The 13,443-nt window shown below is 71.9% G+C and carries 13 protein-coding genes; 9 read left to right on the top strand and 4 right to left on the bottom strand.

Annotated features, from left to right (window positions below; translation table 11 throughout):
• Positions 1 to 12 precede the first annotated feature (12 nt).
• Both ABTX78_RS07420 and ABTX78_RS07415 read left to right on the top strand, forming a co-directional pair.
• Positions 13 to 1,662, top strand: coding sequence for a phospho-sugar mutase (locus tag ABTX78_RS07420; protein WP_352205827.1), 1,650 nt, complete (start codon positions 13 to 15; stop codon positions 1,660 to 1,662).
• Positions 1,663 to 1,789: 127 nt separating this feature from the next.
• Positions 1,790 to 2,995: a putative hexosyltransferase gene (locus ABTX78_RS07415; RefSeq protein ID WP_352205826.1), complete on the top strand. Its 1,206-nt coding sequence runs from the start codon at positions 1,790 to 1,792 to the stop codon at positions 2,993 to 2,995.
• 4 nt (positions 2,996 to 2,999) lie between these two features.
• On the opposite strand, the gene ABTX78_RS07410 is transcribed toward ABTX78_RS07415, so the two are convergent.
• A complete protein-coding gene (locus ABTX78_RS07410; RefSeq protein WP_352205825.1) occupies positions 3,000 to 3,341 on the bottom strand; it encodes a YegP family protein in 342 nt (113 codons plus the stop codon).
• 175 nt (positions 3,342 to 3,516) lie between these two features.
• The gene (locus tag ABTX78_RS07405) at positions 3,517 to 4,146 is read right to left on the bottom strand and encodes a PH domain-containing protein (protein ID WP_352205824.1); all 630 of its coding nucleotides are present in this window, start codon (positions 4,144 to 4,146) and stop codon (positions 3,517 to 3,519) included.
• Between the two features lie 593 nt (positions 4,147 to 4,739).
• Between ABTX78_RS07405 and deoC the strand changes: the two genes are divergently transcribed.
• From deoC to ABTX78_RS07390, 3 genes are read left to right on the top strand one after another with little or no spacing between them, the layout of a single operon-like run.
• A complete protein-coding gene (gene deoC / locus ABTX78_RS07400) occupies positions 4,740 to 5,687 on the top strand; it encodes a deoxyribose-phosphate aldolase (protein WP_352205896.1) in 948 nt (315 codons plus the stop codon).
• Positions 5,688 to 5,693: 6 nt separating this feature from the next.
• The gene (locus ABTX78_RS07395; protein WP_352205823.1) at positions 5,694 to 7,133 is read left to right on the top strand and encodes an aldehyde dehydrogenase family protein; all 1,440 of its coding nucleotides are present in this window, start codon (positions 5,694 to 5,696) and stop codon (positions 7,131 to 7,133) included.
• A complete protein-coding gene (locus ABTX78_RS07390) occupies positions 7,126 to 8,040 on the top strand; it encodes an aldehyde dehydrogenase family protein (RefSeq protein ID WP_352205822.1) in 915 nt (304 codons plus the stop codon). The genes ABTX78_RS07395 and ABTX78_RS07390 overlap by 8 nt, the downstream gene beginning before the upstream one ends.
• Positions 8,041 to 8,141: 101 nt before the next feature.
• Here ABTX78_RS07390 and ABTX78_RS07385 read toward each other — a convergent pair whose 3' ends face one another.
• A complete protein-coding gene (locus ABTX78_RS07385; protein ID WP_352205821.1) occupies positions 8,142 to 8,552 on the bottom strand; it encodes a hypothetical protein in 411 nt (136 codons plus the stop codon).
• 126 nt (positions 8,553 to 8,678) lie between these two features.
• Here ABTX78_RS07385 and ABTX78_RS07380 point away from each other — a divergent pair, with 126 nt between their 5' ends.
• A complete protein-coding gene (locus ABTX78_RS07380) occupies positions 8,679 to 9,335 on the top strand; it encodes a uridine kinase (RefSeq protein ID WP_352205820.1) in 657 nt (218 codons plus the stop codon).
• A gap of 206 nt (positions 9,336 to 9,541) precedes the next feature.
• Here the strand turns inward: ABTX78_RS07380 and ABTX78_RS07375 are convergent, their stop codons facing one another.
• Positions 9,542 to 10,276, bottom strand: a complete 735-nt coding sequence (locus ABTX78_RS07375; protein ID WP_352205819.1) for a SigE family RNA polymerase sigma factor — start codon at positions 10,274 to 10,276, stop codon at positions 9,542 to 9,544.
• Between the two features lie 237 nt (positions 10,277 to 10,513).
• Here ABTX78_RS07375 and afsQ1 point away from each other — a divergent pair, with 237 nt between their 5' ends.
• Genes afsQ1 through ABTX78_RS07360 form a run of 3 tightly spaced genes read left to right on the top strand, consistent with a single transcriptional unit; the run spans position 10,514 to position 13,441 of the window.
• Complete coding sequence (gene afsQ1, locus ABTX78_RS07370; RefSeq protein ID WP_175257369.1) at positions 10,514 to 11,191, top strand: two-component system response regulator AfsQ1; 678 nt, start codon at positions 10,514 to 10,516, stop codon at positions 11,189 to 11,191.
• Between the two features lie 40 nt (positions 11,192 to 11,231).
• Positions 11,232 to 12,809 (top strand): ATP-binding protein, encoded by a 1,578-nt coding sequence (locus tag ABTX78_RS07365; protein WP_352205818.1) that lies wholly within the window; start codon positions 11,232 to 11,234, stop codon positions 12,807 to 12,809.
• A complete protein-coding gene (locus tag ABTX78_RS07360) occupies positions 12,806 to 13,441 on the top strand; it encodes a hypothetical protein (protein WP_352205817.1) in 636 nt (211 codons plus the stop codon). The genes ABTX78_RS07365 and ABTX78_RS07360 overlap by 4 nt, the downstream gene beginning before the upstream one ends.
• Positions 13,442 to 13,443 lie beyond the last annotated feature (2 nt).

Raw genomic sequence — 13,443 nt, 5'->3', positions numbered from 1 at the left:
GAGGCACACACCGTGACGCAGGACCTCATCGCCCGGGCCGAGGCCTGGCTGGCCGAGGACCCGGACAGCGAGACCCGTGACGAGCTGCGCAAGCTCATCGAGTCCCGGGAGACCGACGAGCTCGCGGCCCGGTTCGCGGGCACGCTCCAGTTCGGCACCGCCGGTCTGCGCGGCGAGCTCGGCGCCGGGCCCATGCGGATGAACCGCGCCGTCGTGATCCGCGCGGCCGCGGGACTCGCCGCGTACCTGCGGGCCAAGGGCGAGGACGGTGGCCTCATCGTCATCGGATACGACGCCCGCTACAAGTCCGCCGACTTCGCGCGCGACACCGCCGCGGTCATGGTCGCCGCCGGGCTTCGGGCGGCCGTGCTGCCGCGTCCGCTGCCGACTCCCGTACTCGCCTTCGCCATAAGGCGGTTGGGTGCCGTCGCCGGCGTCGAGGTCACCGCCAGCCACAACCCGCCGCGCGACAACGGCTACAAGGTCTACCTCGGCGACGGCTCGCAGATCGTGCCGCCCGCCGACGCGGAGATCGCGGCCGAGATCGACGCGATCCGCAGCCTGCACGACGTACCGCGCGCCCAATCCGGCTGGGACGTCCTTGGCGAGGAGGTCCTGGAGGCCTATCTGGCGCGTACGGACGCCGTGCTGGCCGCCGGGTCCCCGCGAGGGGTCCGCGTCGTCCACACGGCCCTGCACGGCGTCGGCACGCAGGTGTTCACCGCCGCCTTCGCCCGGGCCGGTTTCCCGGACCCTGTCCTCGTCGCGGAGCAGGCCGAGCCCGACCCCGCGTTCCCGACCGTCGCGTTCCCGAACCCCGAGGAGCCGGGGGCGATGGATCTCGCCTTCGAGACGGCGCGCCGGGTCCGGCCGGACATCGTCATCGCCAACGACCCCGACGCCGACCGCTGCGCCGTCGCCGTGCCCGACGACAGCGCAGTGGGCCGGTGGCGCATGCTGCGCGGCGACGAGGTCGGCGCGCTGCTCGGCGCACACCTCGTCCGCAAGGGCGCGACGGGAACCTTCGCGGAGTCGATCGTCTCCTCGTCCCTGCTGGGCCGGATCGCGGAAGCGGCCGGGCTGCCCTTCGTGGAGACGCTCACCGGATTCAAGTGGATCGCCCGCGCCGAGGGCCTGCGATACGGCTACGAGGAGGCGCTCGGCTACTGCGTCGATCCCGAGGGCGTCCGCGACAAGGACGGCATCACCGCCGCGCTGCTCGTCGCCGAGCTGGCGTCGGAGCTCAAGGAGCAGGGCCGCGGGCTGACCGATCTGCTCGACGACCTGGCCGTCGAACACGGTCTGCACGCCACGGACCAGCTCTCGGTGCGGGTCGAGGACCTGAGCGTCATCGCGGACGCGATGCGCCGGCTCCGCGAGCAGCCGCCGGCCGAACTGGCCGGGCTGGCGATCACCTCCGCCCAGGACCTGACCCGCGGCACGGAGACCCTGCCGCCGACGGACGGTCTGCGGTACCACCTCGACGGCGAGTACACCGCCCGTGTCATCGTCCGCCCGAGCGGCACGGAGCCCAAGCTCAAGTGCTACCTGGAGGTCGTCGTCCCGGTCGCGGACGCGGCCGCGCTGCCCGGCGCGCGCGAGCGGGCCACCGAGGTGCTGACGGCGATCAAGCGGGACCTCTCGGCGGCCGCCGGCATCTGACGGCAGGCGCGGGGCCGCCCGTACGGGTGAATCTCGTACGGCGTGGCGGCAGCCCGCCCCGCTCTCCGGGGCCGTCCGGGCAAGGGTGTGACCCGGTAGCGCACGCCGAGTCCCAGGAGCAGCCGCCGTGTCTCCCGCCGCGACCGTCCACGCATTCGTCCCCGCCTCCCGCCGGCCACCGGCCCCGGGGCGCGGGGACGCACCCGGCGTGGGGAGCCGGCTGCTGCGCTCGCTGCGGCGCGCGGCCCCGGCGCTGATCGCCTATCTCGCCGTCCGGTTGTGCGGGCTGCTGGTCGTCGCCCGCCTCGCCCATGCCAAGGGCCACGGCATCTGGCCCACGCTGGCCACGTCCTGGGACTCCGACTGGTACCTCGGCATCGCCGAGCACGGGTACACGGACCGGCTCGGCACCGCGGTCAACGAGAACAACCTCGCGTTCTTCCCGCTCTATCCGGCGCTGGTGAAGGCGGTCGCCGCGGTCACACCCGGCTCACGCGCCTCGGTCGGCCTGATGCTCGCGATCGCCTGCTCGTTCCTCGCCGCGTGGGGCATCTTCGCGGTCGGCGACCGGCTCCGCGGCCGGCGGGTCGGCATCCTGCTGACGGTCCTGTGGGGAACGCTGCCGGTCGCGATGGTGCAGTGGATGGGCTACACGGAGTCGCTGTTCACCGCCCTCGCGGCCTGGGCGCTGTACGCGGTGCTCACCGGCCGCTGGGTGTGGGCGGGTTCGCTAGCGTCCCTGGCGGGACTGACCCGGCCCACAGGCGTCGCGGTGGCTGCGGCCGTCTCCCTCGCCGCGCTGCTCGCCGCCCGGCGCGACCCCGGCGTCCGCGCGACGGCACTGGCGGGCGCGTGCCTCGCACCACTGGGCTGGCTGGGGTTCGTCGCCTGGGTCGGGGCGCGGGTGGGCCGGGCGGACGGCTACTTCGCCGTGCAACGGCTGTGGAAGAACGACTGGGACGGCGGCCGGGCGACCCTGCTGGAGCTGCGGCAGCAGCTGGTCTACATGACCCGGCCCCAGCTCTTCGTCCTGGCCGTCTCGGCGGTGCTGATCCTGTCCGTCGTGCTCTATCTGCTGTGCGCGGTGGACCGGCAGCCGCTGCCCCTGCTGGTGTTCACCGGCGTACTGCTGCTGGTGGTGCTCGGCAGCGGCGGCGTCTACTTCCCCCGGGCCCGCTTCCTGCTGCCCGGATTCCCGTTGCTGCTGCCGGTGGCCCAGGCGCTGGCCCGGGCCCGCCGCAGGGCGACGGTCGCCGTCGTACTGGGCACGACGACGCTCATGTCCGCTTGGCTGGGCGCGTACATGCTGCTGGTCTGGAAAGGGCCGCCGTGATCCGTCAGCCGTGTCCCCCCACGACCGGCTCCGCGAGGAGCGAGCGGAAACGCTGCTGTGCGGCGCGGCAGGTCGAATGGCGTTCGTACGCCCGTCCGGAGACGGCCGCGGCCCGACCGTCGGCGTCGCGGAGCAGCCACACCCAGCCGTTGCCGTCGGGGGTGTGCTGCACCCCGCCGGTCATGTCGGCGTGCCCGGCGCACAACGACGCGAACGCGGCGGCGCACGAGCCGTGATCGCCGAACGTGGTCGCCGACACGGCCACCACGCGCCCGTTCGGGGCGATCAGCCGCCAGCCGTAACGACCTGCGCCGTCGACGTCGATCCGACACCTCGTCCCGGACAACGCAGCTGTCCAGCTGCCTTCGTCGGCTCGCCCGACCATGCCTCACCCCCACTGTGTCGGCAGGGGCAATCTATGGACGCGTACGGGAGAGGTGGGGCCGAACAGGGGAGGTGGAGCCGTCCTTCATCCGGGCGTTGCCCCTCGGCCGCCCCCAGGCCATCGCCCGGTGGAGGGGTCAGACGGCCAACAGCACGACCAGCAGGACGAGCCCGGCGAGGGTGGGCGCGAGCAGCTCGTACGCCCAGCGGACCTGCATCTGCCCCTGTGCCTCGGGCCGGGAGGCGTTCCGCTCGGCCATCTCCCGCAAATCGGCGACGGTCCGATCGGCCGGCGCCAGACGCGCCTTGTCGCTCACATCGGCGTTGACGGACGTCCGCCCGTGCGGATCGTCGTGCGCCCGCTGCATCTGCCGCCGCGAGACCCGCTTGCGCTGCCGCAGCGACACGGGCACGGCCCACAGCTGGACCTTCTTCCCGTCCTGCGTGAACACCTCGCTCGAGAACGACGCCCGCACATCGGCGACGTCCGCCCAGGGCAGGGTGATCGTCCGGAACGGGTTCCTGATCCGCAGCCGGTCGTCGTTGGCGAAGACGGCGGGCCGCATGGTGAACGCGACGACGACGGGCACGACGAGCAGGGCCCCGGCGAGCGCGATCCAGGGGGTGCGCCCCTCGCCCCGGACGAGAGCGTCCCCGGCGATCCAGGCGACGAGGGCGAGCAGCAACACCCCACCGCCCATTCCGGCGGACGACCGGAAGACACGGTCGGCGTAGGTGTTCTCGGCGGGTGTCGGCGAACTGCTCATCCCCCGATTCTGCCGCACCCGGCCCTGGCACTGCGCCCCAGACCCCGGCAGCACCGCACGACTGACGGCCCCTGTCCAGCGCGGAAGCGCGAAAGGCTTGCCGGGCTACGGCCCCACACCCCCTGTGGCGGCAGCTTGGCGCCGCATCCGTTCCCCTGCTACCGAACAGGCTCGGGTTCGCTTCCGGTCGCACGCCATCGGGGTCTCGTCCTCGACCGCGCGGGAGGGGGCGTGCAGGGTCGGCCCCGCAGGGGATCGGCGGCAACACCCGGGTGACCAATGCAAGAGACCTGTACGCCGCCGACCCCGAGGAGTCGAGCCCGGAGGGCCCCCGGACCCGACGCCGAACAAGACCCCGAGGCCCAAGCGCCAGCTCCCGGACCCGACGCCCAACAAGCACCCGCCCACGGACCCGACGCCCAACAAGCTCCGAGGCCCAGGCCCAGGCCCAGGCCGCCCCACCCCCCGCACCCGCGCCGCACGGGGACCTGCGCCCCAAGCACCCCCGGGCCCCCCAAGCTCCCGCGCCGCACACAACCACCCCCACCCCCTGTACAGGTCGCTACGCGCGTAGATATGCTCATCTGGTGACCATGCCCACCACTGCACCTGCATTCGCCGACGCGACGGCGTCCGACACTGCGCTGCGCCGCTTCCTGCACGGGCTCCCCGGCGTCGACCCCGTCGGCCTCGAAGCGCGCGCCGCCTCCCTCGGTACCCGTTCGATCAAGACCACGGCCAAGGCCTACGCCATCGACCTGGCCATCTCCATGATCGACCTGACGACGCTCGAAGGCGCGGACACCCCGGGCAAGGTCCGGGCGCTCGCCGCCAAGGCCGTACGTCCTGATCCGACCGATCGCGGCACCCCGACGACCGCCGCCGTCTGTGTCTACCCCGACATGGTCGCGACCGCCAAGGCCGCCCTCCAGGGTTCGGACGTCAAGGTCGCCTCCGTCGCCACCGCCTTCCCCGCCGGCCGCGCCGCCCTCGACGTGAAGCTCGCGGACGTCCGCGACGCCGTCGCCGCGGGTGCGGACGAGATCGACATGGTCATCGACCGCGGTGCGTTCCTCGCCGGCCGGTATCTCAAGGTGTACGACGAGATCCGCGCCGTGAAGGAGGCCTCCGGCGCCGCTCGCCTGAAGGTCATCTTCGAGACCGGCGAGCTCTCCACGTACGACAACATCCGCCGCGCCTCCTGGCTCGGCATGCTCGCGGGCGCCGACTTCATCAAGACGTCGACGGGCAAGGTCGCGGTCAACGCCACCCCGTCGAACACCCTGCTCATGCTCGAGGCCGTTCGCGACTTCCGGGAGCAGACTGGGGTACAGGTGGGCGTGAAGCCCGCGGGCGGCATCCGTACCAGCAAGGACGCGATCAAGTTCCTCGTCCTCGTCAACGAGACCGTCGGCGAGGACTGGCTGGACAACCACTGGTTCCGCTTCGGTGCGTCGAGCCTGCTCAACGACCTGCTGATGCAGCGCCAGAAGCTGGCCACCGGCCGCTACTCCGGCCCCGACTACGTCACGGTGGACTGAGACCCCATGGACAAGCAGACATTCACATACGCGCCGGCCCCCGAGTCGCGTTCGGTCGTCGACATCGCGCCGTCGTACGGCCTGTTCATCGACGGCGAGTTCACCGACGCCGCCGACGGCAAGGTCTTCAAGACCGTCTCGCCGTCGACCGAGGAGGTCCTCGCCGAGGTCGCCCAGGCCGGCGCCGAGGACGTGGACCGTGCCGTGAAGGCCGCCCGCAGGGCGTTCGAGAAGTGGTCCGCGCTGCCCGGCGCCGAGCGCGCCAAGTACCTGTTCCGCATCGCGCGGATCATCCAGGAGCGCAGCCGAGAGCTCGCCGTCCTGGAGACGCTGGACAACGGCAAGCCGATCAGGGAGACGCGGGACGCGGACCTCCCCCTGGTCGCCGCGCACTTCTTCTACTACGCGGGCTGGGCCGACAAGCTCGACCACGCGGGCTACGGCCCCAGCCCCCGCCCGCTCGGCGTCGCCGGCCAGGTCATCCCCTGGAACTTCCCGCTGCTGATGCTGGCGTGGAAGATCGCGCCCGCGCTCGCCACGGGCAACACGGTGGTGCTGAAGCCCGCCGAGACGACCCCGCTCTCCGCGTTGTTCTTCGCCGACATCTGCCGTCAGGCGGGCCTGCCGAAGGGTGTCGTCAACATCCTCCCCGGCTACGGCGAGACCGGCGCCGCGCTCGTCGAGCACCCGGGCGTCGACAAGGTCGCCTTCACCGGCTCGACCGGCGTCGGCAAGGCGATCGCCCGGCAGATCGCGGGCACCGGCAAGAAGGCCACCCTGGAGCTCGGCGGCAAGGGCGCCAACATCGTCTTCGACGACGCCCCCATCGACCAGGCCGTCGAGGGCATCGTCAGCGGCATCTTCTTCAACCAGGGCCAGGTCTGCTGCGCCGGCTCCCGCCTGCTCGTCCAGGAGTCGATCCAGGACGAGTTGCTGGACTCGCTGAAGCGCCGGCTGTCCACGCTGCGTCTGGGCGACCCGCTGGACAAGAACACCGACATCGGCGCGATCAACTCCGCGGAGCAGCTGGCGCGGATCACCGCGCTCGCCGAGACCGGTGAGGCCGAGGGTGCCGAGCGCTGGTCGGCCCCCTGCGAGCTGCCGTCTTCGGGCTACTGGTTCGCGCCGACGCTGTTCACCAACGTCACCCAGGCGCACACCGTCGCCCGCGACGAGATCTTCGGCCCGGTGCTGTCGGTGCTCACCTTCCGTACGCCGGACGAGGCGGTCGCGAAGGCGAACAACAGCCAGTACGGCCTCTCCGCCGGCATCTGGACGGAGAAGGGCTCGCGCATCCTCGCGGTCGCGGGCAAGCTCCGCGCGGGCGTGGTGTGGGCCAACACCTTCAACAAGTTCGACCCGACCTCGCCCTTCGGCGGTTACAAGGAGTCGGGCTTCGGCCGCGAGGGCGGCCGCCACGGTCTGGAGGCCTACCTCGATGTCTGACGTGACCCGTCTGAGCGTCTTCAAGACCTACAAGCTGTACGTCGGGGGCAAGTTCCCCCGCTCCGAGAGCGGCCGGGTGTACGAGGTGACGGCGAAAACATCAGCCGCTGACGCGGCGGGCAAGGGCACGTGGCTGGCCAACGCGCCCCTCTCCTCCCGCAAGGACGCCCGTGACGCGGTCGTCGCGGCGCGCAAGGCGTTCGGCGGCTGGTCGGCCGCGACCGCGTACAACCGCGGCCAGATCCTCTACCGCATCGCGGAGATGCTGGAGGGCCGGCACAAGCAGTTCAGCAACGAGGTCGCGGCCGCCGAGGGGCTGTCCAAGTCCGCGGCGTCGGCGATCGTGGACGCGGCGATCGACCGCTGGGTCTGGTACGCGGGCTGGACGGACAAGATCGCCCAGGTCGTGGGCGGCGCGAACCCGGTCGCGGGTCCGTTCTTCAATCTGTCGACGCCCGAGCCGACCGGTGTCGTCGCCGTGCTCGCGCCGCAGGAGTCGTCGTTCCTCGGCCTGGTCTCGGTGATCGCCCCGGTCATCGCGACCGGCAACACCGTGATCGTGGTGGCGAGCGAGAAGGCACCGCTGCCGGCGCTCTCGCTCGGCGAGGTGCTGGCCACCTCCGACCTGCCCGGCGGTGTGGTCAACGTGCTCTCCGGCCGTACGGCCGAGATCGCGACGCCGCTCGCCTCGCACCAGGACGTCAACGCCATCGACCTGACGGGCGCCGACGAGATGCTGGCGAGGGAGCTGGAGATCGCGGCCGCGGACAACCTGAAGCGGGTTCTCCGTCCCCAGGCTGTGGATTACGCGGCCGACCCGGGCACACAGCGTATGACCGCGTTCCTGGAGACCAAGACGGTCTGGCACCCGACGGGTTCGCTCGGCGCGTCCGGTTCGGCCTACTGACCCGACCCGCCTCCCCGATCAGGAGCCCCCTGCCGTCCCGTCCGGCGGCAGGGGGCTTCTCTCCTGTCCGGCCCCGCACATGGAGGGCGGACGGGCGGTACTCAGAGCGGGAGGGCCCCCACGACGCCGCCGACCACCGGCAGGTCCTCCAGCGCCGCGCCCGACGCGAGCGGCCCGGTCGCGGCGGTGGTGGACAGCGGCTTGAAGTCGGCGACCTGGGTGGCGACTCCGTTGGCCAGCGGGTCGACTCCGGTGTTGGCCAGGGGGTTCAGCTGGAGGCTGCGGAGCTGAGTGAGCCCGGTGACCGAGTTGGTGACGACACCGGTGAGGCCCGTGGCCGGGCCCGCGTCCTGCCCGGCCGGCAGGGCGGCGCCGAGCGCATCGAGGCCCACGGGCGCCGCCGGTGCCGCGTGGGCGGCGTCGCTCGTGCCGAGGGCCGCGGCCACGGCCGCGACGGTCAGACCTGCGCGGAGGGCGAGCCGCCGGGACTGGGGGGCTGTGTGACGTGCCATGGGATTTCCTGACTGGACGAGACGAGTAATCGGTTGGGCACGCAGCGTAGTTGAGGTGTGGCGTCGAATACCAACGTCTGCCCCGGGGGGTCCCCTTCACGGGTCAATGCGTCACACTGGTGTCCCGTGACCTCATCCCCCATACCGACTCGTGTCGTGCTGCTCTCGGGCCCCTCAGGATCCGGGAAGTCGTCCCTCGCCGCCCGTACGGGCCTGCCCGTGCTGCGCCTCGACGACTTCTACAAGGAGGGTGACGACCCGACGCTTCCGTTGGTGGAGGGCACCTCCGACATCGACTGGGACTCCCCCGGGTCGTGGGACGCGGACGCGGCGGTGGCCGCGGTGGAGGAGCTGTGCCGTACGGGACGGACGACCGTTCCCGTGTACGACCTCGCCACCAGCGCGCGTGTGGACCGGGATTCGCTCGACATCGGGCGCACACCGCTGTTCGTGGCGGAGGGCATCTTCGCGGCGGACATCGTGGCGCGGTGCCAGGACCTCGGCGTACTGGCGGACGCGCTCTGTCTGCGCGGGCGGCCGGCCACGACCTTCCGGCGCCGGCTGGTGCGGGATCTGCGCGAGGGCCGCAAGTCGGTGGGCTTCCTCGTGCGCCGCGGCTGGCGGCTCATGCGGGCCGAGCGGGGCATCGTGGCGCGGCAGCGGGAGCTGGGCGCGTATCCGTGCGGCAAGGACGAGGCGCTCGGCCGGTTCGCAGCAGCCGCGGCGGGCCGCTGCCGCCGCGCGCCCGCGACTCGCACGCTCGCGTCCCGGACGACCGTGTAACACGCCGTACCGACACGCCCCCGCAACACGCCCCGGGACGGCAGCGGTTCGCACCACCCCGCACACGACAGAGCGGGGCCGGACAAGACCCCCCGGCCTGTCCGGTCCCGCTCCCTTTCCCCCGTGGGTCCCCCGTGACCCCCGTGATCCCCACTCCCGCCGTCTCCCCCGAAACGGCGGCCTCCTTCTCTTTCCCCCCGTTGCCTTCAGGCCACGAGCTCGCCGAAGGACTCCTCCTCGTCACGGCCGAAGCTGAGGACCTCGTCCTCGCGGAGCCGGCGGAGCGACCGCCAGATGCTCGACTTCACCGTGCCGACACTGATGTCCAGGATCTCCGCGATCTCCGGGTCGGTGCGGCCCTCGTAGTAGCGGAGGACCAGCATCGTCCGCTGGAGTTCGGGCAGCCTGGCCAGCGCCTGCCACAGCACCGCACGCAGCTCCGTGCCCCGCATCGCGTCGGTGTCACCCGCCGTCTCCGGCAGCTCCTCCGTGGGGTACTCGTTGAGCTTGCGCCGGCGCCAGGCGCTGATGTGCAGATTGGTCATGGTGCGGCGGAGGTAGCCCCCGACCGCCGCCTTGTCACTGATCCGGTCCCAGGCCCGGTAGGTCGAGAACAGCGCGCTCTGCAGCAGGTCCTCGGCCTCGAACCGGTCACCGGTGAGGTGGTAGGCGGTGGCGTACAGGGAGGAGCGGCGCTCCTGCACGTAGGCGGTGAACTCCGCCTCCGACAGTCCTGCCTGCTCCCCCGAGCCCTCCCCGTACACCGCTCCGCCGTCGCCCGTGGGCACGTCAACGACCGTCATGTACGACGGCTTGTGCTGACGCCCGGCGCCGCGAACGCACCCCCGCCCGTTCACGGCGCCGGACTTCTCCGGTCCCCTCACGACGTCATGGAGACGCGTGACAACTGCGCTTGAGTTGGTGCTGTGCAGTGCGTTCATCTCGCGCCCCCCGTCGGTGGAGTCTGTTTCCGTCCGTGTGCCAAAAGCTTGCCCAGGCGATTTCATGGCGGTGTCCGCCGACTGTCACAGGCCTGTCACAGGGGCCGCAGGGCCCCTCGCGGCGCCGTCGCGCCACCGGTTCGCAAAGCTCTCTTTACGCCTCTCACAAGGGGAGGAAGCGTGTGGGAGCGCTCCAGCAGTCGAACTACGGCGCGCACATGGGCCAGAATGACCACCGTGCCTTTCCTGTTGCTGATCGAGGACGACGACGCCATCCGCACGGCCCTCGAACTCTCGCTGTCACGCCAGGGCCACCGAGTGGCCACCGCGGCGACGGGAGAGGACGGTCTGAAACTGCTGCGCGAGCAGCGACCGGACCTGATCGTGCTGGATGTGATGCTGCCCGGGATCGACGGTTTCGAGGTGTGCCGCCGCATCAGGCGCACCGATCAGCTGCCGATCATTCTGCTGACCGCGCGCAGCGACGACATCGACGTGGTGGTCGGTCTGGAGTCGGGCGCGGACGACTATGTCGTCAAACCCGTACAGGGCCGTGTGCTGGACGCCCGTATCCGGGCCGTACTGCGCCGCGGCGAGCGGGAGTCCACCGACTCGGCGACCTTCGGTTCCCTGGTGATCGACCGCTCGGCGATGACGGTCACCAAGAACGGCGAGGACCTCCAGCTCACGCCCACCGAGCTGCGGCTGCTGCTCGAACTGAGCCGCAGGCCCGGACAGGCGCTCTCGCGGCAGCAACTGCTGCGTCTGGTGTGGGAGCACGACTATCTCGGCGACTCACGACTGGTGGACGCGTGCGTCCAGCGGCTGCGGGCGAAGGTCGAGGACGTGCCCTCCTCGCCGACCCTGATCCGCACGGTGCGCGGCGTGGGCTACCGGCTGGACGTTCCGCAGTGACACATGCGTGCGCCGTCATTCCCATGAACGGAACCCCTCGGTGACCGGTGCCGCAAAGCGCGCGATACTCGCTCCGCTGCGCTGGACGAGCCTCAGGCTGCGGCTGGTCGTGGTCTTCGCGGCGGTCGCGCTGACCGCGGCGGTGTCCGCCTCGGGCATCGCGTACTGGCTGAACCGGGAAGCCGTACTGACCCGTACGCAGGACTCCGCCCTCGCGGACTTCCGGCAGGACATGCAGAACCGGGCGGCGGCGCTCCCGCTGGAACCGACGCAGGCCGAACTCCAGGACGCCGCCGAGCAGATGGCCGACGGCAACGCCGACTACAGCGTGCTCCTCGTCGGTCAGCGCGACGCGGGCAAACCGGTGGTCGTCACCTCCGACCCGGACACCTTCACGCTGGACGACGTGCCGGGGCGGCTGCGCGAGGCGGTGGACAAGCGGCAGGACATAGGCGCGGGCAACCAGGTCCCGTACCACCTGTACTGGCTGCGCACCGAGCGCAACGGCGAGCCCTTCCTCGTCGGCGGCACCCGGATCGTCGGCGGCGGACCGACGGGCTACGTCTTCAAGTCGCTCGACCAGGAACGGCAGGACCTCAATTCGCTGGCCTGGTCGCTGGGGATCGCGACCGCGCTGGCGCTCGTCGGCTCGGCGCTGCTCGCCCAGGCCGCGGCCACGACCGTGCTGAAACCGGTACACCGGCTGGGCGAGGCTGCCCGGCGGCTCGGCGAGGGCAAGCTCGACACCCGGCTGCGGGTGTCGGGGACGGACGAACTGGCCGAACTGGCGCGCACGTTCAACAAGACGGCCGAGTCGCTGGAGAAGAAGGTCGACGACATGAGCGCGCGGGAGGAGTCCAGCCGCCGATTCGTCGCCGACATGTCGCACGAACTGCGCACCCCGCTCACCGCGCTGACCGCCGTCACCGAAGTGCTGGAGGACGAGGTCGAGACCCTCGACCCGATGATCGCGCCCGCGGTGAACCTGGTGGTGAGCGAGACGCGGCGACTCGGTGATCTGGTGGAGAACCTTATGGAGGTCACCCGCTTCGACGCCGGCACCGCGAGGCTCGTCGTGGACAACGTCGACGTCGCCGACCAGGTCACCGCGTGCATCGACGCCCGCGCCTGGCTGGACGCCGTGGACCTGGACGCCGAGCGCGGCATCATGGCCCGGCTCGACCCTCGCCGGCTGGACGTGATCCTCGCGAACCTGATCGGCAACGCCCTCAAGCACGGCGGCTCACCGGTACGCGTGTCGGTGCGCCCGGTCGACGGCGAGCTGTTGATCGAGGTACGGGACCACGGGCCCGGCATCCCCGAGGACGTCCTGCCGCATGTCTTCGACCGGTTCTACAAGGCGAGCGCGTCACGGCCGCGGTCGGAGGGCAGCGGTCTGGGCCTGTCGATCGCCATGGAGAACGCGCACATCCACGGCGGCACCATCACCGCGGCGAACTCGCCGGACGGCGACGGTGCGGTGTTCGTGCTGCGGCTGCCGCGCGAGAGCTCCGACGCCAAGGACTGCGACGGGCACGGCGACACCGACGTGGACACCGGGCCGGACGACGGCCCGGACGCATCGGGCCGTGACCGGGGAGAGGAAGGCACACGGTGACGCCGAACGCAGCGGGCAGGCGGGCCGCGGTGGCGCTCGCCGCCCTCCTGGGCGCCCTCGCCGTCGGCGGGTGCGGCATCAGGTCCACCCAGGTCCCCGTGGACGCCGGACCGGCGCCGTCGCGGGTGCCGTGCGAGGTGTCGGGCGGCAACATCACCCAGGCGCAGCCGGAGAGCGGTGTCCCGGTGCGCGTCTATCTCGTCTGCGCCTCCCAGCTGGAGTCCGTGGACCGTACGGCCGGGGTGCCCGAGAAGAAGGCGCTGAGCGACCGGGTGCAGGTGGCCCAGGCGCTGATCGACGAGTTGCAGAAGGAGCCGTCGTCCTCGGAGCGCGAGGCGGGCTTCGCCACGTACGTCCGCGGGCCGATCGTGGCCGGCGGACCGCGCAAGGGGGATCCGGCGGGCACGCTGCGGCTGAACCGTCAGCCCGAGGACCTGCCGGCGACGGCCCTCGCCCAGATCGTCTGCACGTTGGCGGAGAGCCGGGCGGCGGCCCCGGGAGGCTCCGTGGTGCTCGGCGGCCCCGGCGCGTACGCGCCCCGGAGCTACTCCTGCTCGCAGGCGGCCAAGGAGCGGCCCGACGAGACGGTGCCGACGCTCGGCGCGCTGCCGTCCCCGTCCGCGTCGCAATAACG

This window comes from Streptomyces sp. NPDC096193, assembly GCF_040302905.1.
Classification (GTDB): domain Bacteria; phylum Actinomycetota; class Actinomycetes; order Streptomycetales; family Streptomycetaceae; genus Streptomyces.
Note: the sequence above shows the minus strand (reverse complement) of the source record. Positions and strands in the feature narration are given on the sequence as shown.

What these genes read in the sequence shown, in the direction of transcription:
- ABTX78_RS07405 (WP_352205824.1), bottom strand. Translation starts at nt 4,146, where the DNA reads ATGAGCAGTTCGCCGACACCCGCCGAGAACACCTACGCCGACCGTGTC.
- deoC (WP_352205896.1), top strand. Translation starts at nt 4,740, where the DNA reads ATGCCCACCACTGCACCTGCATTCGCCGACGCGACGGCGTCCGACACT.
- ABTX78_RS07395 (WP_352205823.1), top strand. Translation starts at nt 5,694, where the DNA reads ATGGACAAGCAGACATTCACATACGCGCCGGCCCCCGAGTCGCGTTCG.
- ABTX78_RS07390 (WP_352205822.1), top strand. Translation starts at nt 7,126, where the DNA reads ATGTCTGACGTGACCCGTCTGAGCGTCTTCAAGACCTACAAGCTGTAC.
- ABTX78_RS07385 (WP_352205821.1), bottom strand. Translation starts at nt 8,552, where the DNA reads ATGGCACGTCACACAGCCCCCCAGTCCCGGCGGCTCGCCCTCCGCGCA.
- ABTX78_RS07375 (WP_352205819.1), bottom strand. Translation starts at nt 10,276, where the DNA reads ATGAACGCACTGCACAGCACCAACTCAAGCGCAGTTGTCACGCGTCTC.